The sequence below is a fragment of the Microvirga brassicacearum genome, from assembly GCF_008757455.1.
GTDB lineage: Bacteria > Pseudomonadota > Alphaproteobacteria > Rhizobiales > Beijerinckiaceae > Microvirga > Microvirga brassicacearum.
This window is the reverse complement of the sequence record NZ_VCMV01000001.1, coordinates 31,967-55,896: the sequence shown is the minus strand read 5'-3', so window position 1 is coordinate 55,896 and position 23,930 is coordinate 31,967. Positions and strand designations below refer to the sequence as shown.

At 60.6% G+C, this 23,930-nt stretch carries 22 protein-coding genes; 12 read left to right on the top strand and 10 right to left on the bottom strand.

The window, feature by feature from the left end; genetic code table 11:
* Window positions 1-53: 53 nt before the first annotated feature.
* The 4 genes from FEZ63_RS00245 to FEZ63_RS00230 all read right to left on the bottom strand — a co-directional run bounded on the left by FEZ63_RS00245 (window position 54) and on the right by FEZ63_RS00230 (window position 4,519).
* Window positions 54-746: a PRC-barrel domain-containing protein gene (locus FEZ63_RS00245; protein WP_150941627.1), complete on the bottom strand. Its 693-nt coding sequence runs from the start codon at window positions 744-746 to the stop codon at window positions 54-56.
* A gap of 263 nt (window positions 747-1,009) precedes the next feature.
* Entirely contained in the window at window positions 1,010-2,842 is a 1,833-nt protein-coding gene (locus FEZ63_RS00240; protein WP_162419629.1) for an ABC transporter ATP-binding protein/permease, read from the bottom strand.
* Window positions 2,843-2,885: 43 nt separating this feature from the next.
* Window positions 2,886-3,419: a hypothetical protein gene (locus FEZ63_RS00235; protein WP_150941625.1), complete on the bottom strand. Its 534-nt coding sequence runs from the start codon at window positions 3,417-3,419 to the stop codon at window positions 2,886-2,888.
* A gap of 296 nt (window positions 3,420-3,715) precedes the next feature.
* Window positions 3,716-4,519 (bottom strand): response regulator, encoded by an 804-nt coding sequence (locus tag FEZ63_RS00230; RefSeq protein WP_150941624.1) that lies wholly within the window; start codon window positions 4,517-4,519, stop codon window positions 3,716-3,718.
* Window positions 4,520-4,718: 199 nt separating this feature from the next.
* Between FEZ63_RS00230 and FEZ63_RS00225 the strand changes: the two genes are divergently transcribed.
* Window positions 4,719-4,937, top strand: coding sequence for a NepR family anti-sigma factor (locus tag FEZ63_RS00225; protein ID WP_162419628.1), 219 nt, complete (start codon window positions 4,719-4,721; stop codon window positions 4,935-4,937).
* Window positions 4,934-5,479, top strand: a complete 546-nt coding sequence (locus FEZ63_RS00220) for a sigma-70 family RNA polymerase sigma factor (protein WP_150941623.1) — start codon at window positions 4,934-4,936, stop codon at window positions 5,477-5,479. The genes FEZ63_RS00225 and FEZ63_RS00220 overlap by 4 nt, the downstream gene beginning before the upstream one ends.
* Before the next feature lie 60 nt (window positions 5,480-5,539).
* Here the strand turns inward: FEZ63_RS00220 and FEZ63_RS00215 are convergent, their stop codons facing one another.
* Window positions 5,540-5,713: a DUF1328 domain-containing protein gene (locus tag FEZ63_RS00215; RefSeq protein WP_109596226.1), complete on the bottom strand. Its 174-nt coding sequence runs from the start codon at window positions 5,711-5,713 to the stop codon at window positions 5,540-5,542.
* A 195-nt stretch (window positions 5,714-5,908) separates the two neighbouring features.
* Between FEZ63_RS00215 and FEZ63_RS00210 the strand changes: the two genes are divergently transcribed.
* Window positions 5,909-6,112: a hypothetical protein gene (locus FEZ63_RS00210; protein ID WP_150941622.1), complete on the top strand. Its 204-nt coding sequence runs from the start codon at window positions 5,909-5,911 to the stop codon at window positions 6,110-6,112.
* Between the two features lie 58 nt (window positions 6,113-6,170).
* Here the strand turns inward: FEZ63_RS00210 and FEZ63_RS00205 are convergent, their stop codons facing one another.
* Window positions 6,171-7,031, bottom strand: coding sequence for an SDR family oxidoreductase (locus FEZ63_RS00205; protein ID WP_150941621.1), 861 nt, complete (start codon window positions 7,029-7,031; stop codon window positions 6,171-6,173).
* 112 nt (window positions 7,032-7,143) lie between these two features.
* Window positions 7,144-8,484, bottom strand: coding sequence for a solute carrier family 23 protein (locus FEZ63_RS00200; RefSeq protein WP_150941620.1), 1,341 nt, complete (start codon window positions 8,482-8,484; stop codon window positions 7,144-7,146).
* A 161-nt stretch (window positions 8,485-8,645) separates the two neighbouring features.
* On the opposite strand from FEZ63_RS00200, the gene FEZ63_RS00195 reads away from it, so the two are divergent.
* Entirely contained in the window at window positions 8,646-9,665 is a 1,020-nt protein-coding gene (locus tag FEZ63_RS00195) for an alpha/beta hydrolase (protein ID WP_150941619.1), read from the top strand.
* Between the two features lie 9 nt (window positions 9,666-9,674).
* On the opposite strand, the gene FEZ63_RS00190 is transcribed toward FEZ63_RS00195, so the two are convergent.
* Window positions 9,675-10,622, bottom strand: a complete 948-nt coding sequence (locus FEZ63_RS00190) for an NAD(P)/FAD-dependent oxidoreductase (protein ID WP_150941618.1) — start codon at window positions 10,620-10,622, stop codon at window positions 9,675-9,677.
* Between the two features lie 181 nt (window positions 10,623-10,803).
* Between FEZ63_RS00190 and FEZ63_RS00185 the strand changes: the two genes are divergently transcribed.
* Complete coding sequence (locus tag FEZ63_RS00185) at window positions 10,804-11,670, top strand: aldose 1-epimerase family protein (protein WP_150941617.1); 867 nt, start codon at window positions 10,804-10,806, stop codon at window positions 11,668-11,670.
* 107 nt (window positions 11,671-11,777) lie between these two features.
* Here FEZ63_RS00185 and FEZ63_RS00180 read toward each other — a convergent pair whose 3' ends face one another.
* Window positions 11,778-13,199 carry a mannose-1-phosphate guanylyltransferase/mannose-6-phosphate isomerase gene (locus tag FEZ63_RS00180; protein ID WP_150941693.1) on the bottom strand — a complete coding sequence of 474 codons (1,422 nt, stop codon included), beginning with the start codon at window positions 13,197-13,199 and terminating at the stop codon, window positions 11,778-11,780.
* A gap of 199 nt (window positions 13,200-13,398) precedes the next feature.
* Here FEZ63_RS00180 and FEZ63_RS00175 point away from each other — a divergent pair, with 199 nt between their 5' ends.
* The 7 genes from FEZ63_RS00175 (at window position 13,399) to FEZ63_RS00145 (ending at window position 21,829) form a co-directional block, all read left to right on the top strand.
* Window positions 13,399-14,667 (top strand): glycosyltransferase family 4 protein, encoded by a 1,269-nt coding sequence (locus FEZ63_RS00175; protein WP_150941616.1) that lies wholly within the window; start codon window positions 13,399-13,401, stop codon window positions 14,665-14,667.
* Window positions 14,668-14,923: 256 nt separating this feature from the next.
* Window positions 14,924-15,988 carry a polysaccharide pyruvyl transferase family protein gene (locus FEZ63_RS00170; protein ID WP_162419626.1) on the top strand — a complete coding sequence of 355 codons (1,065 nt, stop codon included), beginning with the start codon at window positions 14,924-14,926 and terminating at the stop codon, window positions 15,986-15,988.
* Between the two features lie 108 nt (window positions 15,989-16,096).
* Window positions 16,097-17,410, top strand: coding sequence for a glycosyltransferase family 4 protein (locus FEZ63_RS00165; protein ID WP_150941614.1), 1,314 nt, complete (start codon window positions 16,097-16,099; stop codon window positions 17,408-17,410).
* A 148-nt stretch (window positions 17,411-17,558) separates the two neighbouring features.
* A complete protein-coding gene (locus tag FEZ63_RS00160; protein WP_150941613.1) occupies window positions 17,559-18,773 on the top strand; it encodes an FkbM family methyltransferase in 1,215 nt (404 codons plus the stop codon).
* Window positions 18,774-18,897: 124 nt separating this feature from the next.
* Window positions 18,898-19,746, top strand: coding sequence for an ABC transporter permease (locus FEZ63_RS00155; RefSeq protein ID WP_150941612.1), 849 nt, complete (start codon window positions 18,898-18,900; stop codon window positions 19,744-19,746).
* 3 nt (window positions 19,747-19,749) lie between these two features.
* Complete coding sequence (locus FEZ63_RS00150; RefSeq protein WP_150941611.1) at window positions 19,750-20,553, top strand: ABC transporter ATP-binding protein; 804 nt, start codon at window positions 19,750-19,752, stop codon at window positions 20,551-20,553.
* Window positions 20,554-20,605: 52 nt separating this feature from the next.
* Window positions 20,606-21,829: a glycosyltransferase family 4 protein gene (locus FEZ63_RS00145; protein WP_150941610.1), complete on the top strand. Its 1,224-nt coding sequence runs from the start codon at window positions 20,606-20,608 to the stop codon at window positions 21,827-21,829.
* 13 nt (window positions 21,830-21,842) lie between these two features.
* On the opposite strand, the gene FEZ63_RS00140 is transcribed toward FEZ63_RS00145, so the two are convergent.
* Window positions 21,843-23,921: an NAD(+) synthase gene (locus tag FEZ63_RS00140; RefSeq protein WP_150941692.1), complete on the bottom strand. Its 2,079-nt coding sequence runs from the start codon at window positions 23,919-23,921 to the stop codon at window positions 21,843-21,845.
* Window positions 23,922-23,930 lie beyond the last annotated feature (9 nt).

Genomic DNA, 23,930 nt, shown 5'->3' with positions numbered 1-23,930 from the left:
AAGCGTGCGGAACAAGGGTCCCGCACGCTCCTTGATCAAGGAATCAGGGCCGATTAGGGCTTCTGAGCCGGGGCCGCCGGAGCCTTCGGCGCCGTCGTGGTGCCGGTCGTCGATCCGGTCGTGGATGCGTCGCGATCGGTATCGAAGGCAGGTGCCGCCTGCAACTCGGCCTTCGTCATCCGCAGAATGACGCGATCCGGTTCGCCGGTATCCGCGGCTGCCGTGGTGCCGGTGGTGGCCGGGGCGGTGCCAGTCGTGGCCGGAGCGGTCGCCGTTGTACCCGTGGTGGCCGTCGAACCTGTCGATGTGACATTCTTAGCGGCGTTCATGGCGCTGACCTGCTCGCGAGTCGCGAATTCCAGCGACTTGAACGGGACTGCGACATCTTTCTCGCCAATTCCCAAGAAGCCGCCGACGCCAACCACGGCCGCGAGGGCTTGACCGTTACGGTCAACGATCACGTCGTTGATATCGCCGATGGATTCATTGTTGGCGCTGATGACCTTGGTGCCGATCAGCTCGGACGCCAGCATCTGGCTGGGTTCGATCTTGGTCATGAACGAGCCCGACATTGCACTGCTGGAGGTCGAGGTGCTGGGCATCGTGGTGCTCGGCATCGCGCCAGGCGCAGTGGTCGAAGGGTTCGAAGTGCCTGACGGGCTCGCCGGAGTAGCCGGGGCTTGGGCAAAAGCCGGCGCGGCAAACATTGTCGCGACGAGACAGGCTGCCATATGCGTCTTGAGCATTTGTGAACTCCTTCTGGATAAACTAAGTGGTTCCCTACAGTGCAGTTGCACTTGCTGTCACAACGGTGAATGCTTGCGATCGTTCCGCAATGACCAGCAATAATCGCCACGCACACGAACGACTTCCTGGTACGACGCCGCAACATCTTTGAGCAGCTCGAACGGAGTGTGCTCACTGCTAGGCCGCAACGCCTCACCACAGGCATCAGCGCCGCTGTAAGACAACGAATGCTCTCGGTGGCGGTTCCGCTTGAACACGGCGTCTAGCTGCTGGCGCCGGAGACCGGTCGCTTGCGAAAGATCAGCGAGAACGCGCGGCGCAGGGCGAATGTCGCGGGTGTCAGAACCTCGTCAGCAACCAGCCGCGCTCCGTCCTTGCGCCGGGCGAGCACCAGACGGCGGTTGTGAAAAGCTTCCAGTTCCGGGCGGTGCCCCACGCTGATCATGGCGGCATCGGGCAAACGCTGCGCGATCCGCTCCATCAAGATCTCCTGCGCGTCACCGTCGAGCGCGGAGGTTGCCTCGTCCATCACGATGATGTCGGGCGCCTGGATAAAAAGTTGCGCGAAAGTCAGGCGCTGCTGCTCGCCCCCGGACAAGGTTCGCTCCCACGGCGCTTCCTCGTGAATGCGGTCCACGAGATGCACCAACTCGGCATCGCGGAGCGCCTGCTTCACATCCTCGTCGTCAAGGCTGTCGGTTGGGTCCGGATAGGCCACCGCGTGTTTGAGCGTACCGATCGGCACGTAGGGTCGTTGCGGCATGAAGAACAGCTTGGCACCCTTCTTGATGAGAATTTCGCCCTCCCCCCACGGCCAGAGGCCGGCGATGGCGCGGATCAGCGTGCTCTTTCCGGCCCCCGATTCACCGACCACCAGCACCCGCTCGCCGCGGTCGATCTGCACCTGCGTTTCGCCCACCACGGCGGTGCCGTCATCGAGATTGACCGACAAGCCCCGCAATTCGAGCGCGACCTTTTCGCCCTGCTCCGAACGGACGATATGACCCGCTCCCGGCTGCTCGGCCCGCTCAAGGCGATCCAGCGACACGATGAGCCCCGCGACGCGGTTTGCGGAGGCCGTCCAGTCGGCAAGCCTGGGGTAGTTTTCGACGAGCCAGTTGAACGATACCTGGACCGTGACGAAAGCCGTCGCCGCCTGCATCACTTCGCCGAGCGACATCGTGCCGGCGAGAAATTTTGGCGAGCACAGAATGATCGGGATGACCGGCGCGAGAACGAAGTTTCCGTACGATACGACAGTGGTGCGCAGATATTGCCCGCACAGTTCGCGCCACCGGCCGATGACATTTCCCAACGCCACGCTGAGCCCGTTGCGCTCTTCCGGCTCGCCCCCGAGCAGCGCGATGCTCTCGCCGTTCTCGCGCAGCCGCGTTGCCGCATAGCGAAATTCCGCCTCGGCCTGGTTCTTGTCTTCCGCCACCTGGACGAACCGGCGGCCAATGAACAGCATCGCCGTGGTGGTGATGATCGAATAGATCACCGCGACGAAGACGAGATAGCCCGGTACCTCAATGGTCCGGCCGCCCCATTGGAACGAGATCGACCCGCCGACCGCCCAAAGGACACTGATGAACGTGACGGCGGTCAGAACCGCCGTCGTGACCCCGAACGCGAAATCCACCGGCGACTCCGTGGCGATGCGGGTGTCGTCGGCGATCCTGAATTCCGGGTTCTCGTGCTGGCCTTTGACGAGGTTGAGCTGATAGTAGCGGCCGTTCTTGAGCCAACGATCGATTTGATAATCGGTCAGCCAGGCGCGCCAGGCACGCTGCGTCGTCAAGCGCCCCCATACAGAGGCGACGTTGAACGCGACCGCCGCAAGGGCAAGCGGCACGAAGAGAAGCGCGAGGTGTCCGACCAGCGAGATGTCGCGCGTTTCGAGCGCGTCGAAGATCTCGCGGTTCCACACGTTCAGCCGGTATTGGACGAACAACTGACCAAGAATGATCGCGAGCAGCGAGAGCGAGAGAAACCACGCCTCGCGCCGACGCACACCGGTCCAAAACCCTGATGCGGCTTTCCAGAACCGGGCGAACAGCCGGCGTCTTGCAACGATCGCGCCCGCTTCGCTCACGCTCGTCTCCGAAATCTTACGCAACAAAGCCGTGGCCTAGGGCTCAGCTGCGGGCCTGAATGCCACTCTCGAGGCTCGTGACGCAGAGGCTCGGCGCTGCTTCGTTCCCGGCCCGGGCGAGAGGGCTGACAGCACCGACGCAGCCGTAAGGATGCGCGCGGCGTTTGGGGGCCACCGACTCCTCGCTTGACTCGCGCGAGACAGGTTGCGGCTTTGTCTGGCTCCCGGTTTCATGCTTGACGGTGATGACCGGCAGATCGGTGTCCCTTGCGACGTAGGTGGTGTTGGTTTGCGGGTCGGAGCGAAACAGAACCACTCCGTTCTCGTCCTTCAAGACCACCTGCACGCGCGACACACCGACGAGCTCCACCACCGACACCGCCTGACGCGATTTTGCGGTCACCGGAGCGGTGACACGGTCCCTCTTTCCGCTTGCATCGACGGTCTGGGATTTGGCGATGAAGGCCGCAGATTCCATCTCGCTATTGGCTGCGTGACCGACAGCACCCGGTGCAAAGCTTGCAACCATGAAGGCGCTCCCAATCATCCCCATTACGGTTGCAGGTACCTGGAACATCGTCGTCTCCGCCGATTAAAAGATCGCACCAAACTTGGCGCTCTCGGCGAAACAACGCGACTGTATCTGCGAGGTTCCGGCTCCTCCGTTTACAGAAGATTATGCGCTGGCGGGGGAACTATTATTGCGGCGAAGGCGTTTCAAACGTACCGGCCTCCTGGTCCTCCCCGCATTCCCCTTGTGCATCGGCCGGCACCTTCAGACGGGCATCAAAGCCCGTCTTTTTTATTTGCCGCGCGCACAAAAAAGCCCGGCTCCAAAGCCGGGCTTTTCGCTGCGATAACCCATCATCGACGTCAGGCGGACGCACGGACCTCGCGTCGACGGGCGCTTTGCTGAAAAAACAACGCCTGACTGATCACAGCCGACACGTTTGCGGGCTGGAACGGTTTGGCGATCAGGAAAGCAGGCTCCGGTCGTTCGCCGGTGAGGAAACGCTCGGGATAAGCGGTGATGAAGATCACCGGAACTTCGAAGGCCTTCAGCAGATCGTTCACCGCATCGAGGCCGGAGCTGCCATCGGCAAGCTGGATGTCCGCCAGAATGAGGCCGGGTCGCTTGTTCGAGGCGAGTTTTACCGCCTCGGTGCGGGTCCGCGCCACGCCCGTCACGTTGTGCCCGAGGCCCTCGACCAAAGCCTCCAAATCCATGGCGATCAGCGGCTCGTCCTCGATGATGAGAATATCGGTCGCCATGTCCGCAGCAAGTTCGCGGCCGGCCTCATCGACCAGCTCGCGCACCTTGTCGGTATCGACCGCGAGAATCTTGCCAACTTCGTCTTCGCCGAAGCCCTCGAGGCAGGACAGCAGGAAAGCCTGACGGGGCAGCGGCGTGATTTGGCCAAGGCGGACTTCCGCCGGAAGATCGCGCTGCGTCAACTCGCTGCGGCCATTCACCGAGAGGGAATTCCAGATCCGGGTAAAAACCTGAAACAGCTCCACCTTCACATTGCCGTCGGCCGCAATGGTGTCAGGGTCGCTCACGAGGGTTTCAAGTGTGGCCGCTACGTAAGCATCCCCGGCCATTTGGCTTCCAGTGAGCGCGCGCGCATAACGACGGAGGTAAGGCAGGTGTTGGACGACAAGCTGTGCTGTCGACATTCGCGTCCCCTTAATGTGATTTTCGGCTCTTGGTTTCGATACGAACGGTTAAACTCGGCAGCTTGGCGAAAGTTCCCGCCGTGGAACCGAAAGGCGCCTTTGGCGTTATCGCTCGAAAATCAATATGACGGCACCGTCAAGTTTTGCAATCGACCGACTTTTTTGCAGCCGCCGGGGAGCGGAGCGCAAGGGGAATTAGATGACGTCTGATAAGGGCAACAAGCTCGCCCGGGTTATCGCCGAAGATGACCTGGGGGATAAGCTTGGAACCGATCCGAAGCTCGACAACGTCAGCCAAAAAAGGATCGGCGATCAGCTAAGGGCAATGTACGACGATCTCGTCCAGCAGCCGGTGCCCGACCGCTTCAAGGATCTTCTGGCGGAACTGGAAGGGAAAGGGCGGGAGACCAAGAAGTGACGCTGGAGCCGGACCTCCGGGACGCTCTTCTCGCCGCCGTACCCAGTCTGCGGGCCTTCGCCATTTCCCTTTCGGGACAGGTCGACCGCGCCGATGATCTCGTCCAGGACACGTTGCTGCGTGCGCTGTCCAACATTCATCGCTTCGAGCCAGGCACCAATCTGAATGCCTGGCTTTTCACTATCCTGCGCAATCTCTTCCATTCCGACTACCGCAAGCGCCGCCGCGAGGTGGAGGACCCGGATGGGTCCTATGCAGGACGGCTGGTGGTGGAACCGGAACAGGGCGCCAAGCTCGATTTCGAGGATTTCCGCACCGCTCTTTCAAAACTCCCGCACGACCAGCGTGAGGCATTGTTGCTGGTGGGAGCGTCGGGCTTTTCCTACGAGGAGGCTGCGGCGATCTGCGGCTGTGCCGTTGGAACGATCAAGAGCCGCGTCAACAGGGCGCGGTTCCGCCTGGCATCCATGCTGCAGGTCGAGACCGATGACGATCTCGGGCCCGACAGCATGACGCGGGCGGCACTGCAGACGTCGAGTTGAGGTCAACCAACAAAAAAACGCCGCCTTAACAGGCGGCGCTTGGCTTAAATCGGGACCGCACTAGAGTGGGTTTCGCCCACGCAGCAGGCCGATTACCGCCGAAATGGCGAAGAGAACGATCGCCACGAAAAAGATGAGCTTGGCGATTTCAACGGCCGTGCCGGCGATTCCGCCGAACCCGAAAAGTGCCGCGACAAGCGCGATGATGAGAAACGTGACTGCCCAGCCGAGCATGATGCTACCTCGCGGAGTAATGAATCGGCACGCGCCGATGACATTCGAATAACGCCAAGCGGAACTGTGGAGTTCCGTGAAAAAGACTCATTCGCACAGCTTCAATGGTTAATCCGAAGTAACGAGGAGCTGATAACGAGTATGGAACGGACCTCTCGCCCACACGTTTTCCAGAATATTCGGGAGACGGATCTTATGAATCGTTCGGTTGCTCTCCGCGCATTCTTGATTTTCACGACAATTACCGCTTTCGCGGCGATTACGGGGATTTTATCCCAGGCTGCGATCGCGGAAGCGACGTTCCTTATCGGCGCTTCGCTGGCGGCCATCATGCTCTTCCTCGCCACCGCAGCGCGCCGGCCCGAGGCCGTTCCTGTTCGCGTGCGTGCGCGGCGCTAAAAACCGCCCAGGACATTTCCAATCAAAAGGCGGCCTGCGAGCCGCCTTTTTGGTGCGATCACGACTCGGTCGGATCGCCGCCATTGGGATGCAGGACGCTCCCCGTCATGTAGGACGAATCCTCGCAGGCGAGGAACAGGAAACAGGACGCGACTTCATTCGGCTGGCCCGGTCGCTTGAGGGGCGTGTCGGCGCCGAACTTGGCGACCTTCTCGGCCGGAAATGTCGAGGGGATCAGGGGCGTCCAGATTGGCCCGGGAGCGACGCCGTTGACGCGAATGCCTTGATCCGCGAGCTTCTTGGCCAACGAACGCGTGAACGCCACGATGGCACCTTTCGTCGCGCTGTAATCGAGAAGGTCCGGACTGCCCCGGTATGCGGTGACCGATGTCGTGTTGATGATCGTCGAGCCCCGTCCGAGATGCGGCAGAGCGGCCTGCGTCGTGAAGAACAATCCGAATATGTTCGTCCGGAACGTGCGCTCGAGCTGGTCGGGGGTGATATCCGCAATCTCATGTTGCGGGTGCTGCTCGGCCGCATTGTTGATGAGCGTGTCGATCCTGCCGAAAGCAGCGAGTGTTTGTTCGACCGCGCGGCGCGCGAATGCCGCATCCCCGATGTCGCCCGGAATGATGATGCAGGCGCTGCCCTCGCTTTCGACAAGTCGCTTGGTCTCGCGGGCATCCTGGTTTTCGTCGAGATAGACGATGGCGATGTCGGCACCCTCCCGCGCAAACAGCACCGCGATCGCGCGCCCGATTCCGCTATCGCCGCCGGTGATGAGCGCGACCTTGCCGCGCATGCGGCCGCTTCCGGGATAACGGGGTTCGAAATCGGGCTTCGGATTCATTTCGGTTTCGCGGCCCGGCTGCCGATCTTGCGTTTGGGGCGGCAACGTTTGTTCTGTTTCAGCGCTCATCGGATCATCCGCTCTCGGAAAGGCGGACCCGGCATGCGCGTTCGACCGCGCAAAATGAAGCCCGCGTCAGAGGTCCAACGCGGGCGTCAAAAGCGTGTTCCGATGATCGAGTCTAGACGTCGGCGCGCAAGGTCGGCTCCTGCCTGTCGGCGTCTCGCCCCATGTTGAGAAGGTGAAACAGGATGATGGCACCGAAAGTCGCGGTGCCGATTCCATCAAGCGTGAAGCCGCCCACCGTGAGCTTGAAATTGCCGGCGCCCAGCACGAGGGCGACCGCAACGGTGATGAGGTTGCGCGGATTGGAGAAGTCGACGCGGTTCTCGACCCAGATGCGCCCCGCGGTCGCGGCGATGAGGCCGAAAACGACGATGGACAGACCGCCGAGAACGGGCCCCGGGATGGTGCCGATGAAGGCGCCGAATTTGGGCGACAATCCCAACACCAGCGCGATCACCGCAGCCACCAGGAACACGATGGTGGAATAGATCCGCGTCACTGCCATCACGCCCATGTTTTCCGCATAGGTCGTCATGCCCGTACCGCCCGATGCGCCGGACAGCATGGTGGCCAGACCATCGCCCATGAAGGCGCGGCCGAGATACGGATCGAGATTGCGTCCCGTCATGGCGCCGATGGCTTTGATATGTCCCAGGTTCTCCGCCACCAGGATGATGGCGACGGGAGCGATCAGGCTCATGGCGGTGAGATTGAAAACCGGCGACTGGAACACCGGCAGGCCGAACCATGCCGCCTGCCCCACCTTCGCGAAATCGATCGGCGCGCCGTAGCCGAGGAAGTTCGCTCCGATCAGGTAGGCCATATAGCCGATGGCCCCGCCCACCAGCACCGGCAACCGGCGCCATATGCCCGGCGCATAGACCGCCACGAGCCCGACTGCGATCACCGTGATGAGCGCAATCCAGCGGGCGAACGATGTCCCGGCCTGGTTGTCGCCCGCGGCGCCGGAGGCGCTCGAAATGGCGATCGGCGCCAGCACGAGGCCGATGGCGGCGACGATCGCGCCGGTGACGACCGGCGGCATCAGACGTTCGACCCAGCGATGGCCGGCAACCTGCACGACGAGGCCGATGAGGAAATAGAGCGCGCCGGCCGCGATGATGCCGCCGAGAGCCAGCGGAATGTTGGGGTTGGGCGTGCCGACCACCGCACCGGTCGCAACAAGAACCGGACCGATGAACGCGAAGCTCGAGCCGAGATAGCTCGGCACCCGGCCGCCGACGACGAAGAAGAAGATGATGGTCGCGATGCCCGAAAACAGGATTGACACGTTGGGGTCGAACCCCATGAGGATCGGTGCGAGCACGGTCGCGCCAAACATGGCAACGACGTGCTGCAATCCCATGATGACGGTCTGCCCCATCGGCAGCCGCTCGTCCGGCATGATGACGCCCTCAGTTTTCAGGGTCCATCGTGGCAAGAAACCGTCGGTCATTTTTTATCCCCCAAGCTGTGCCGCATGGCATTGCACCGTAGCGCCCTGTCCTCTGGACTGACTAGGCCGCCGGGCGAGTTATTAACCGTCGCGATCCACCTGCTCTGGACATCGGCTTTGGCGCCGTTCAGGCTCGCCCGCGATCACCAAGGAGGCCGGCAATGCGCAGGGACTTCAACGTGCCCGAAGGTAAGGTGCACACCCTCTGGATCGACAGCGGCAGCCTTGCGGGCAACCTGCTCGGCGATCCCGCGCGGCGGCGGGTCGACGTGTATGTGCCGGCCGGCCATGATGGTCGCGATCTGCCGCTCCTGGTCGATCTCGTCGGCTACACGGCGGGCGGCCCGGCCCATACCAACTGGAAGAACTACGGCGAGAATGTTCCCGAGCGTCTCGACCGGCTCATCGGCACCGGCGAGATGCCGCCTGTCGTCGTGGCGTTTCCCGATTGCTTCACGCGGCTCGGCGGCAACCAATACATCGACAGCAGCGCAACGGGCCGATGGGAAAGCTTCCTGATCCACGAGATGCTGCCCTTCGTCGAGCGGCATTTCGCCTGTGGCGGCGACGGGGGGCGTGGCGTTTTCGGCAAGAGTTCGGGGGGCTACGGCTCGCTGGTCCATGCCCTGCGCCACGGCGGCTCGGTCTGGTCGGCAGCGGCCTCGCATTCGGGCGATGTGGGGTTCGAATACCTTTACCACCTGGGCGAGTTCGCCGCCGCCCTGCGTCATCTTGTGGATCACGAGATGTCGATCGAAAAGTTCGTCCGCAAGTTCGAGGCCGGGCCGAAAGCCAAGGATGTCGACTGGCACACCATGATGGTGCTGGCGCAAGCCGCGACCTTCGATCCCGATCCGAGCCAGTTCTACGGAATCCGCCTGCCGGTCGATATGACCACGTGCGAACTCATCGCCGACCGGTGGGCGAACTGGCTGCAATGGGACCCGCTCCGCATGGCGGATCAACAGCAGTATCTCGAAAACCTGCGACGGATGAAGCTGCTCTACGTGGATTGCGGCGATATCGACCAGTACAACATGGTCTACGGCTCACGTTTGCTGCACACGAAGCTCGGGGCGGCCGGCGTGCCGCACACTTATGAGGAATTCCACGACAACCATTCGTCGGTCGATTACCGGATGGATACCAGCCTCCCGCTGCTGGCCAAAGCCCTGTCGTAACGCGGGAGTTCAAGCGCCTCCAGGCTCGTCTTCCGTCGGCAATTCGCAATGATTGTGGATGTGGATGGCCGCCACGGCCGCGTGGCCCATGGCGATGACGATCTGGTCGAGCCCCCGCACGATGTCGCCCGCCGCATAGAGGCCCTTCACCGATGTTTGACAATGCGCGTCGACGATCAGCCCGCCCGACGGGTCATGTTCGGCCCCAAGGGACAGGGCGAGGTCGGAACGATATTTCAGGCCGAGGGCGGAATAGAGCACGTCGAACCGATGCTCCCTGCCATGAACATGCACGGCAGCGATGCGGTCGTTTTCCATCTCGAGCGTTTCGACCGGATCTTCAACGATTCTGATCCCCTGCTCGTCGAGTTTGGCACGCGCGTGCGGGCTCAGCTCCAGTCGCTGGCCGAGCGTGAGAAGCGTCACGTCGCGCGAGTAGGTGCGGGCAATGAAGATCGCCTCGCCCATTCCCCGATCGCCATGGCCGATAACGGCGACCTTTTGGTCGCGGGCCTCATAGCCGTCGCAGATCGGGCAATAGCGCACCAATCCGCGCTGTATCGCGTTGGGGAGGTCGGGCAGGTCGGGTTCGATATCCACTGCCCCGGTCGCCAGCAGCACCCGCCGCGCCGAAATGGTGCTGGTGGCGCCATGTCCGTGCCCTATGGTCGCGACAAAGCCGTCGGGCCGCTTGTGCAAGCTCTGGACGGTCCCGGTTTCGATGGCAACGCCATATTGCCGAAGGTTGTCATGCTGCCGGGCGAGGATTTCTCTTCCCGAAATGCCACCTGCAAAAACCGGAATGTTGTGGCTTGCCGGAATCCAAGCCGCCCGCGGCGCCCCGCTATCGATCAAAATGAACCGGCGCTTGAGCCGCGCCAGATAAAGCGCCGCCGTCAACCCAGCCGGTCCGCCGCCCACAATGAGGCAATCGAGTACTTCGCCATCCGTCAGCATGAACGCCCCCACCCCGTGACACGCAATGGGCACAACCCACAAGGGCGGGAAAAGATCAGGTGACGGGGCCCGAGGAAGGCCAACCAGGCGCGGAACGAAACGATGACCTGTCCCCAGCCGAGGTGTAAGGCTGATCGCCCTGCCACCGCCAAGTGGCGTCACCCGATGAAAGTTGCCTGTTGTGACGATCACATTGTCGAATTCCCGCCTTGAAACTCAGATCTCCACCCTAGGCGCCGAGCTGGTTCGGTTTCGGGACGAGGAGGGGCGCGACCTTCTCTGGGACGGCGACCCGGCCTTCTGGAGCGGACGCTCGCCGCTTCTGTTTCCGATCGTCGGACGGTTGAAAAATGATCGCATTCGCATCCATGGGCGGGAGCACAGTCTCACACAGCATGGCTTTGCAAGGACCTCGGAATTCGAGGTCCGAGAGACAGGTCCGTCGAACTGCCACCTCCGCCTCACCTCAAGCCCATCGACGCTGGAGCATTATCCGTTCGAATTCACCCTGGACGTATCCTACAGGCTCAAGGATTCCCGCTTGATCGTAAGCGCGATGATCCTGAATTCCGGCGAACGCCCGATGCCGGTGTCGTTCGGCTTCCATCCGGCTTTCCGCTGGCCGCTGCCATTCGGGGGCGCCCGCGCCGCTCATGAAATCAGGTTCGAGCAGATGGAACCGGAGCCGATGCGCCTGCTTGTCGACAACCTGCTCGGGACGACCCACGAATCGCCGATTCAAGGCGACCGGCTGACGCTCCGCGGCGAATTGTTCGGCAACGGAGCCCTCATTTTCGACCGGATCAAGAGCCGCAACGTGGAGTATGGCGTTCCTGGCCAGCGCTCCATCAAGGTCGGGTTCGCAGGAATGCCGCACCTGGGCCTCTGGACCAAGCCCGGCGCCGGCTTCATCTGCATCGAACCGTGGCAGGGCCATGCCAGCCCGGTGGGATTTGACGGGGAGCTCGGCGAAAAGCCGGGGGTTGTGCAGGTATCTCCTGGCGACACTCGGGAGTTCGCCATGGAGATTTCGCTATCGGATCCGTGAGTGTCGGCTAGCGCCTGATCCGGCGAAGTGGAGACCGGTTCACGGAGAGATCATGCGCCAAACAAAGAGATAGAGCCGGATCAGACTCGAAGAAACTGAATCCGACTCTAGCGACCGTAAACATCCTCGACACGGACGATATCGTCCTCGCCGGTGTAGCTCCCCACCTGGACCTCGATCAGTTCCAGCGGGATACGGCCTGGATTGTTGAGGCGGTGCATGGCCCCGATCGGGATGTAGACGGACTCGTTCTCGTGCAAGAACACGATGTCCTTGTTCACGGTGACCTCGGCGGTTCCGCGAACCACGACCCAATGCTCGGCGCGATGAAAATGCTTTTGCAGCGAAAGACGTCCGCCTGGCTTGACCATGATGCGTTTCACCTGGAAGCGCGACCCGGTGTCGATGCGCTGGTACCAGCCCCAGGGCCGATACATCCTGAGATGTTCGGTCGCCTCCGGGCGCTGTTTCGCGCGCATCGAAACCACAAGATCCTTCACAAGCTCCGACCGGCTCCGCGACGTCACCAGTACCGCATCAGGTTTGGCGACCACGATCACATCGTCCAGGCCGACGACGGTCGTGAGAATATCATCGCTGTGCACGAGGCTGTTGCGGGTCTCGATCACCTCGACGTTGCCACGCAAGGCGTTGCCGTCCTCGTCGCGCGGCGAGGCATCCCAGAGGGCGCTCCAGGAACCGATATCCGACCAGGAGAACGAGACCGGCAGAACCCCTGCGCGCTCGGTGTGCTCCATGACCGCATAGTCGATCGAAATCTTAGGAGCCAGCTTGAACGCATCCTCCTCGAGCCGGATGAAGTCGAGATCGATGGTTGCACGCTCGAGGGCGTCTCGCGCAGCAGCCAGGATCGTCGGCTGAAACCGCTCGAACTCCTCGATCATGACATCCGCCCGGAACAGGAAATTGCCGCTGTTCCAAAGGAAGCCCTGGTTGATGTATTCCTGAGCCGTTTCCGCATCCGGCTTCTCGACGAACTGTTCGACGCGACTGGCCTGAGTGCCCTTGATCGGCTTGCCGGGCTTGATGTAGCCGTAGCTCGTGGCAGGGAACTGCGGTACCACCCCGAGGGTCATGATCTGACCCTGGCGCGCAGGCTCGATTGCCGCCTGACAAGCGGCCGCGAAGGCGGCAGCGTCATCGATGACGTGGTCCGCCGCGATCACAAGGACGATCGTCTCAGGATGCAGGCGCGCCGCATGACATGCCGCAACGGCAATGGCGGCAGCCGAATCGCGTTGAATCGGCTCGAGAATGATATCGGCCGCCGCGCCGATCTGCGCCAATTGTTCGGCGACGATGAAACGGACCTCGTTGCTCGAGATAATCGCCGGGCGGAGGAAGACCTGCGGCGCCGTCACGCGTTGGACGGCGGTCTGGAAGGTGGAGTGCTCACCCAGGAGATCGATGAACTGCTTGGGCATGCTGTCCCGCGAAGCCGGCCAAAGCCGGGTTCCGGAGCCGCCGCACATGATCACGGGTAGAATATGGTTGCTGCCCTCACCCATTTCCGGTCCTTCTGTAAGCATATCGGGCGTCGTAAACACCAGCCGGGCTGGCGTCAACTCAGGAGTTACGGTATTGCGAGCACAGGTTGCGAACGTCGCCTCCCGACGATCGGTTGATCACAACGCCGCTCATTTCTGCCAAGAAAGCTCGCTTGATTCCTTCGACTGGAACGACGAAGCCGGCACCATGAATGAATGAATGCCCGCCGGGAAAAATTGCCAAGCACGACCATTGAGCTGTGGCGCCACGCCTCGGCAGCTTTCAAGAACCAGGTTCCTCAGCGGCCCCACTCTAGCAGTTTGCATGTTAATGACCACGGATATGAAAAGCCGGACAACACGCCTTTCCAGCCAGCAACGCCCTGGAGTTGCACTCCATTATTGGGGTCGTCGCGGAGGCGGATCGCAATTCACGCTGTTCCTGGCCCGGCATTTAACGGGCGCTGCAAATCCTCCCGAAGTCTTGCTGTCTCTGGCGCGCACGAATGATGACATGGGGGCCTTTCAGGCGAGCGGACTGCCCATCATCCAATTCGATCGCCCCACGTTGTCCACCTTGTGGCGCGAAGCCTGGTCGCTGCCGGCGCAGCTGAGAACGCACGCAGCCACACTGGCATCTCTCAATGTGGGCGTGGTCATCATGACGATGAACTCGCCGTTTGCGTGGCCGTTCATCCACGCCCTGCAGAGGCGGGGCATCAGGGTCATCTACGTCGCTCATGATGCGGAGCCGCATCCCGGCGACTATGCGATCACCTGGCAGAGGACGACGCAGGATCTCCTCGTCAGGAATGCCGACCGTGTTGTCGCCCTGTCCAGCAGTGTTGCCGAGCGAATGGCCGAACGTGTCCCGGCCTCCGCCGTGAAGACTTCGGTCATCCCCCTTGAAGTGGTCTTTCCCACCCATCGGACGCTTCTGCCGGCTCGCACCTCGGCCGACGAACCGTTCCGTCTCCTCTTTTATGGGCGGCTGCTCCCTTACAAAGGCCTGGACACGCTTGCGGCGGTGTTGGAGCCGCTCAGGGCCAATCCGCTATGGCGACTAACGATCGCAGGTTCAGGGCCGCTCGAGCCGGACGTCAGGCGTATCTTTGACGCATGGCCGCAGGTTCATCTGGAACTTGGCTGGGTTTCCGAGCAACGAATGGCAGAGCTTTTCTCAAGTCACCATCTCTTGCTATGTCCTTATATGGAAGCCAGCCAATCAGGCGCCGTTGCGCAGGCCCTCTCCTGGGCCATGCCTAGCCTTGTGATGCCCACCGGCGCCCTGCCTGGGCAGGTCGGCTTCGGAATCGGCGGGCTCGTAGCGGCGACGATGGATCCAGGCGGCTTCCGTCAAATCCTGCAGTCGGTTATGGAGCACCCCGGTCGCCTTGAGGAGCTCTCTCGCGGAGCAAATGCGCTGTTGACCGAGCGGCAGGGCAATCAGGATTGGATGAAACTGGTGGAAGCAGCCGCACTGGCGTAGAACGTGAGGGTCGGCGCCGGCCAGCATGAGCGGGAGAATTTGACCATCTCGCTATAATGTTGCCGCAGGACCTCGACGGAATCCCGCATCGGGCTGCTGCGGCGACGTTCTGATTTCCGCCTGGCGGCACCAGCGGCAGAAGATCCCTGCTCCGACGCGAAATCCCCAGATCGATTGACATTCCTTTAGGACGCAAGCTATGAGCAGGCCCAAACGGGGTGTTACAATACAGCGTCCCCACAAGAGGGATATCTTAATGAGTTTCAGCCGTCGCGATCGGATCATCCATAAGAGTCTCAGCGTTGTTAACGCCGCTTTGAACAGGAGCATTCTTAGTCGGGTAACGAACCGGAATGACGGTACGATCCGCTTAGCCTGGGCGAGGTCGCCAGAAAAATACTACGCGAACATAGGCGACGCGCTCAGCGCCGTCATGGTGACGGCCCTGAGTGGCCGCCTCTGCCGCAAGGAGCCTTTTCGCTCCGCCAGGGAGCGCTTGTATGCGGTCGGTACGATTGCACACAATGCCTACGGTGGAACCGCGCACATCTGGGGCACAGGCCTGGACGCCAAGTTCAACGCTTTCGACAAGACATTGGGCCGCTATGCCGCCCCTCCGAGCACCAACGTTCGGGTCCATGCAACCCGCGGGCCGTATTCCCGGCAGGCGTTTGTGGACGCCGCCATTCCTGCTCCACGGGTTTATGGCGACCCAGTATGGATGCTGCCTTCGATCTTTCCGGCGGCAACGGAAAAAAAATGGGACCTCGGAGTCATCGTTCACGTAACCGAGTTGGCGGCGTTCTCGCCTGAGGACAAAACCCGGCCCGACTTCATCCGCTATCAGATACCCCCGGAGTTTCGCGACCGAGTCAAAATTATCAGCACCGTGGTCGAACCGACGGTGGACGCCATGATGGCGAAAATGGAGGAAATCACCTCCTGCCGCCGCATTCTCAGCGTAAGCCTGCATGGTCTCGTATTCGCGGAAAGCTACGGCATACCGTGTTTGTATTTCGGATTTAACGGCCCCAACGCGTGCGAGACATTCGACCTTGCCCTCGCCACAGAAGACGTTCTCAACCACCGAGTCCGCGATCTCTACGCCGGTCTCGGCCGCGAAAAAATTACAGTATACGGCTGTGATCGCATCCGGCCGACGGATTGGGCGGCTGCAATGTCGGCAATCGACGAAGTGTGGTCTCCGGCGCAATTTGACCCGGGCCCTTTGCTTGATGCCTTTCCCCTGCCCTTGGCGTTCGATCCCCGGCGCGGAGAGCCTTTCCGAAATTATGATTTGCTTCGGCAGATCGAATTCTAGAAGACCGCCTGGTATCCACGCCCGCATCGTCGCATTGGCAGCTTGGACGCAGATGGGATAGACGGGCGGAATCAACCGAAATTTGGACGTCGAAGAGGCTAAGACAATATGGCAGACCGAGGCGTCCTTATCGATGGATCGCAGTTTCTTAGCAAGACCGCCACCGGGATTGGCTCGTATGGGCGGACGCTAGCCCGGGCGCTGAGATCCTCGGGCTTCGACCTGAGTGTCCTTTACGGCCGAAATGCCCAAGCGCCGCGTCACGCATTGCCACAAAGCCTTGCGGTACAGGTGTTTGGCAGCGAGGCATCGGTCGAGAACCGCTGGGTCCGTGCGTTTCGGCATGCCCCGTTCCTTGCCGGTGCGGCGATCGGATTGTCCAGGCGTGTGCGCCCCAGCAAGGTTTCCATCGAGGGGGTCGACCTGGGCGCTTTCGAGCCGCCATTGCCAACAGCCGATCGCGTGTTCAATGCCTCGGGAGTTTACGAACGCGCGCATTTGCGTTTCGCCCTCAAAGAACGGTTTATGCAGATTGAGGTGCCGAAGGGTGTCGAGCTCGCCCATTGGACCGGTCCCATGGCGCTCAAGGCCCGGGGTGTACCGAACATCTACACGTTGCACGATCTGATACCCTTGCAATTCCCATATTTCGTCGTTGATCGCGGTGCGCACCAGCTTCGCCTGCATACGGCGATCGCGCGTGAGGCCGATCATATCATCACGGTCTCGGAAGCCTCCAAGCGGCATATCGTGGACATTCTGAAGGTCGACCAGGAACGCGTGAGCGTGACTTATCAGCCGACGCCCAACCTGCCCAATCTCGAGCAGGCTGACGCGGCACGGCTGGTCGAGACAATTTACGGAGCGGAGCCCGGAAAATATGCGCTCTTCCTCGGTGCTATTGAGCCGAAAAAGAACCTCAAGCGTCTCATAGAGGCCTTTCTGATGGCCAATACCGGTATTCCCCTGCTCATTGCGGGACCGAAGGGGTGGCTCAACCGAGAGGAATTGGAACTCATCACAGCGGTCAGCATGCGCAAGCCAATCGTGCGCCAGCTCGGCTATTTGCCGCGGCGGCATGTGACAGCCCTTCTGCAATGCGCTCGCTTCTTCGCTTTTCCTTCGATCTACGAGGGCTTTGGTCTCCCCGTGCTCGAGGCGATGAAACTCGGTATCCCGGTGCTGACTTCGAACACGAGTTCACTTCCCGAAGTCGCGGGCGACGCGGCAGTATTAGTCGACCCGCTTGACATGACCGAGCTGACGAAGGGCATCCGGGCTCTGACCCACGACGCGGACTTGCGGCGGGAACTGTCTCAGCGGGGACCCGCGCAAGCGGCAAAATTCTCCGACGAGGCATATCGTCAAAGGCTGGCGATGGCCTACAAGAAGGTTGGGATATCCATGCCCGAGGTGGCTTGACGGTTCTGGCTTTAAAACAGTCAGCAGGAAGGCGCGACGTCACTGTCGACAATATCCTCCGTCATCAGCAAGACTGATCGAATGCCTGCTCCGTTCATCTCCCGGGCCGGCTGAAAGAACTTTGGACTTAAGTAAAAAGAGAAAAACGATGCGAAAGTTTTTTCAGGTCCCTTCTCTGAAACCGGATCATGAGCCAAGAAAAGAGGCCAATATCATGCCGGGCGGCCGGCAGAGCGCCCTCGACTGGCTCCGCAAGCATGAAGTACCGGCATACAGCCCGGATTTTCGTGCTTTCAACGATCCAATCGTCCTGCCGTTGGATGGAGCAATTCAACAGGACACGCTCTATGCCCAGAAATACATATTGTTTCACAAGGGACATCTTTCGAAGATCGAACCTTCGTGGTGGGCGAGCTTTGCCGGGCGCAGCGAGATCGTCTTTGCGAATGATGTCTACGTGATTTTATGCGTCCGGAGCATCGATAAGGAGAGTGACGCGGTAAAGAGCTTCTTTCAGTATGCGATCGACCAAACCCCCGATGGGCTGAGCGGCAGCAAGCGAACCGGACGGTTTTGTCAGTACATCGGCAACCAGACCGTGCTGACGGAGACCTCTTTCAAGCGCAAAATATACTTGGACAGCGAGGACATCTCCCTAACACCACATATCATGTACGATGGCAGCTGGGAGCCGTGGGTGACGGATGTCATTATGCGCGAACTGGGTGCCGGCGACACCTTCGTGGATATCGGTGCAAATTGCGGATATTTCTCACTGCTTGCAGCGCATCTGGTCGGACCGACCGGCTTCGTAGTCGCCATCGAACCTCAGAAGGCGCTCGCCGACAGAATCAAAAAATCAATTGCCGTCAATGGCTTTGGGGCGTTCGCATCGGTCGCTCAACTTGCGACTGGCGAAAAGCAAATTCAAGCCTCCTTGGGACGATTCGGAGCCTATAAAGGGAGTGCCTCACTGCTCCCGGGCGGGTCGACCCTTGGCGATTCGGAGCAGGTCGAGGTCAAGCCGCTGCCCGTCATATTGGCCAATATTCAACGTGAGTTTGGACGGCCGATAAAACCCACCTTCATGAAAATGGACGTCGAGGGGTATGAGTATTCTGCCTGGCTCGGAATGCGAGATTTGCTGGAAGAGCGTTCGCCGATGCGAATTGTTCTTGAATTCTCACCCCGACGTTACGTTGAATTCGGGCAGGATCCGAAGGCATTCGTGGCGGATATGCTGCATCTGGGCTTTTCCATAACCTGGCTTCAACACGATGGACTCGAAGAACCTTTTGGCGTCGATTCTGTCGATGCGGTCTTGAAGAGCGACGATTTCGCGGACCTGATTTTGCGTCGATGACGATGCCTCTACGGCTCGACGAAACCGCAACCGGTTACTCTGGCTGCGACCATTTTAAGATTGACTCACGAACGGGAGGGGCGCATCTGCCCCCTTCCGTCCTCTAACCGCAACCTTGAATGAGATGAGCGGCAATCTGGCCCTGAGAACAATAGAAACCTCCGCTGCCGGCTATGCGCCCCGGCGGACGAACACGCAGCTTGCCGTGGACGATCTCGTGGCGGGTGTCGAGAGCTGGTGGCTATGGAGCACGCTGGCTTGGCAGGACATCCGGCAGCGCTATCGCGGCTCGATACTCGGGCCATTCTGGCTCACCATCAGCATGGCCATCATGGTGGGGGCGTTAGGCTTTTTGTATTCGGCCATCTGGAAAATCGAGATTACGACTTTCCTGCCATACCTCACGCTGGGCGTTCTATTCTGGAACCTTATTTCGTCGCTTATCAATGAAGGCACGTCAGCATTCATCAGAGCCGAGAGCATTATGCTTCAGGTGAGGATGCCAATGACTGTCCACGTACTTCGAAGCGTGGTTCGGAATTTCATCATTTTTCTTCACAATTGCGTCGTTGCCGCGGCGGTATTGCTGATCTTTGCAGTCCCTCAATCGCTATACAGCCTGGTGAGTCTACTCGGCCTGTTTCTGATCCTGCTGAATGGGATCTGGGTCACGTTGCTCCTTGGGATGGTCTGCGCCCGCTTTCGAGATATCGGACCGATCGTGTCGAGCCTTACGCAAATTGTATTCTTCTTGACCCCGATCATCTGGATGCCAGATGCTCTCGGTAACAAGTTCTGGGTCCTGTATCTGAACCCGGTCTACGCTTTCCTCGAGATTGCGCGAGGTCCGTTACTTGGCCACACGATCCCGATGCCGGTCTGGGGTATGGCTTTCGGCGTTACAACAGTGGGTTTTCTCGTGACGTTCCTGTTTTTTGCCCGGTTTCGTGCCCGCATTCCATTCTGGGTCTGATACATGTCGTCCATTAGACTTTCCAATATCAACCTGCGCTTTCCTCTCTATCGCGACAGCAGCCGGTCGTTAAAGCGCAGTCTGTTGGAAGCAGGCAAAGCTGTATCGCGGTCGCGGACGATCTCGACCGATGGCGGGCACACCGTCGTCAACGCACTGAACAACGTCACTTGCAATATCGAGCACGGCGAGCGAATCGGCCTGATCGGAACCAATGGCGCCGGCAAGAGCACGCTTCTGCGCGTGCTCGCGGGCATCTACGAGCCGACGTCGGGCGACATCAAGGTCGAAGGACGCGTCAATGCGCTCCTGAACATCGGGCTTGGCTCCGATCCGGATGCGACGGGTTATGAGAACATCCTTTTGCGCGGCCTCTACATGGGGCTGCATCCCAAGGAGATCGAAAAACTCGCGCCCGCAATCGCTGAATTCAGCGAACTCGGCGAGTTCTTGCACGTGCCCGTCCGGACATATTCGGCCGGCATGGGTATGCGTCTCTCCTTCGCCATTGCCACCGCAACTCATCCCGACATTCTTCTGATGGATGAGTGGATCATGGCTGGCGACCGGCGCTTTCTGCAAAAGGCGCGCGAGCGTGTCGACAGCTTCGTATCACGCTCGCAGATCCTCATTCTCGCATCCCACTCGCCTCAGATTCTCGCGCAATGGTGCACACGCCTCTTCTGGATGGATAGCGGCTCCATTGTGATGGAAGGTGAGACAGACGCAGTGCTGAAGCAGTATGAGACGGGAGAGCCTCCGGCATCTCCCTCAGACACGCAGCAACTGACAACGCTCGCCTCCTGACGGTCCATCTGATCAACATGAGAGCGTATTCGTCCTCGGCCGTGGAGCATGGATGCGAAACGCCCTGCTAAAGCTCGCTCACCGTCATGTCTGGCAACGATTGCCGCGCAATGCGAGACGCGCTGCCCTCCTTCACGGATCGGCCTGGCTCGCGCCCCGCGTGACAGCGGGTGCGAGAGCGGTCGCTCCGGTGATCGTGGCCGGGCCACTCCGCTCGGCGTCAGGACTCGGAGAGGGCGCCAGAATCTGCCACGACGCGCTCAAGCAAGCGGGGCTATCCGTCTACGGAATCGATCTGACACGTGCCCTCCTCTACGATGAGAATCGCGCGGATTTTGACTTCGAGGATGGACGCAACCTGATCGGCGCCGGGAGCCTTTTCCTGCATGTCGGCGGCCCGCTTGTGCCGCTCGCCTTGCTCCGTCTTGGTCGGGCGGTTGTGAAGGACAAGCGTATCGTGGCCCACTGGGTGTGGGAATTGCCACGAATGCCGGAGGATTGGCGTTTGGGCGTGCCCTTTGTGCATGAGATTTGGACACCGAGCCGGTTTGCGGCGGAGGCGATCAGTACGATCACCGGCGACCGACCTGTCCACATACTCCCGCATCCTATGGTTCCCCAGGCAGGAGGACCCCGACCAGAAGCCACAAGCGATGGGCGCCCTTTTACCGCCCTGGTGATCCTCAACATCGCCTCGAGTTTTGAGCGTAAAAATCCGTGCGCCGCCATCAGGGCCTTTCGGCAGGCGTTCGGTGACGACCCGGGCGCTCGTTTGATCGTGAAATTCGCCAACGCTTCCGCCTATCCCAAGGCTGTCCAACTGATGAAGGACGCGGCGGGCGGCGCTTCCAATGTGGTTTTCATCGGCGAGATGCTGGATTTCGCCGAGATCGAAGCATTGTATGCGGAATCGGACGTTGTCATGTCCCTGCACCGCGCGGAGGGCTTCGGCCTCGTGGTCGCCGAGGGCATGTTGCGGGGCCTGCCTGTCATCGCGACCGACTGGTCCGGCAATACGGATTTCATGACGCGCGAAACAGGTATGCCGGTGGGTTACAAGCTGGTCCCCGCCCACGATCCGCAAAACACCTACGAGCATCCCGACATGTGTTGGGCCGACGCCGATGTTGAACAAGCCGCGGAGGCTCTGCGAACCCTGCGGGCCGATCCCGATCTCCGGAGGAATCTCGGATTGGCCGCGCAAACACACGCGACCCGCTTCCTTTCACAAAAAGCTTATGGCGAAAGGGCCGCGAAACTCCTTGCCTCGGCGTGACCTTGCTCGCAGCCTACGGGCGACATTCTCTCGCTCCTAGAGGGCTTTCGAGGGGGATCTTCTCGAGGTCCGCAAGCCAGGTTGATGCATTCCCGTCGCTCGGCGCCCGCCAGTCGCCGCGAGGAGACAGGGAACCGCCTGAACTGACCTTCGGACCGTTGGGCAGCGCCGAACGCTTGAATTGGCTGGTGGTGAAGAAACGATAGACAAAGACCCGAAGCCACTTGGCGATTTCCGCCAAATCGTATGCCCGTCTTTTCGCCTCCGGCGTGTGCGGCGGCCACTCCCCGGTGGTTGCATCGCGCCAAGCCTGATACGCCAGGAACGCGATTTTTGAAGGGCGAAATCCATAGCGGATCGTGTAGAAAAGGTTGAAGTCCTGCAGCGCATAAGGGCCAACGTGGTCCTCGGTGAGTTGAGCCGGCGCCTCGCTCTGGTCACCAGGGATCAGTTCCGGCGAGATCTCCGTATCCAAAATGTCGAGCAGGATCGGTCGAGCCACCGTGCCAAAGATGTCCTCGTTCGCGACCCAGCGGATCAGATGCTGAATCAGTGTCTTCGATACCGAGGCGTTGACGTTGTAATGCGACATGTGATCGCCCACGCCGTACGTGCACCATCCCAGGCCGAGTTCCGAGAGATCGCCAGTTCCGAGCACGATTCCATTGTGTTGATTGGCTAGTCGGAAGAGTACCGAAGTTCGCGCCCCGGCTTGGACATTCTCGAAGGCGATGTCGTACAGGGGCACGCCCTTTGCAAAGGGATGGCCGATATCGGTTAACATCTGTCGACACGCCGGGGTCATGTCGATCTCAGCCGCAGTGACGCCCAATGCCTTCATGAGAGCCCAGGCATTTGCGCGCGTACGGTCGCTCGTGCCGAAGGCAGGCAGCGTATAGGCGAGAATATCGCTCCGGGGTAAGCCTAGCTGATCGAACGCATGAGCGGCGACGAGCAACGCCTGCGTGGAGTCCAATCCCCCCGACACGCCGATGACGAGGCGCTTCACGCCCGTCGCTTCCAATCGCTGCCGCAAGCCATGAGATTGGATGTTGTACGCCTCGTAGCAGAGTTCCGAAAGCTGTGCCGACTGGGCCGGTACAAACGGGAAGCGTGCGATGTTCCGCCTGAATCCAAGATCACCGCCTCGCTCAGGATCGGCGCGGAAAGTGACTTCACGGAAAGGCGTCGGCGGACGATTGAAATCGACGGCGTCACCGAATGACGATTGCCGCATTCGCTCCTGCTGCAGCAACTCGAGATCGACATCTGCGAAAATCAGTTGCGGCTCGCGCGCGAAGCGCTGGGCCTCGACAAGCAATGCGCCGTTCTCGTAGATCATCGCTTGGCCGTCCCACGCGAGATCCGTGGTCGACTCGCCCTGCCCCGCCGCCGAATAGAGATAGGCGGCAAGACAACGCGCCGAATGGACCTTGCAGAGGGCATGACGGTATTCCGACTTGCCTACAGTGATGTTGCTTGCCGATAGGTTGACGAGCAGCGTCGCACCTGCGAGAGCCGCGGCCACGCTTGGCGGGACAGGTGCCCAGACGTCCTCGCAGATTTCGGCATGCACGATGAAATCCGGAACATCCTCGGCGCGAAGCAGAATGTCGCTGCCGAACGGCGCTTCCTGTCCGGCGAACCGCAAGACGGGCGGGACATGACCGCCACCCGGGGAAAAGTGGCGCTTCTCGTAAAACTCGCGATAGCTCGGCAGATAGGTCTTTGGAAACGCCGCCAGCAGACGACCGCGATGCAAGGCGAGCCCCGCATTGTAGAGCCGTCCGCCGGCGCGCACCGGCGCGCCGATAAAAATGAGGCATGACAGGTCGCGAGTCGCATCGAGAAGTTCTTTAACTGCGGATTCGGCTGCCTCCAGCAGCGCCGTTTGCTGCAGCAAATCATCGATTGCGTATGCACTCAGGCCGAGTTCCGGAAAAAGCACAAGGGATGCGCCTTGTGAGGCGGCATTCCGTGTCATCTCGAGAGTTCGCTCGGCGTTGAACACCGGATCCGCAACGCGCACGCGCGGCGCTCCCGCAGCGACGCGTACGAAGCCGTGCTGATGAAGATTGAAGAAGTTTGTCATCGTCATTCC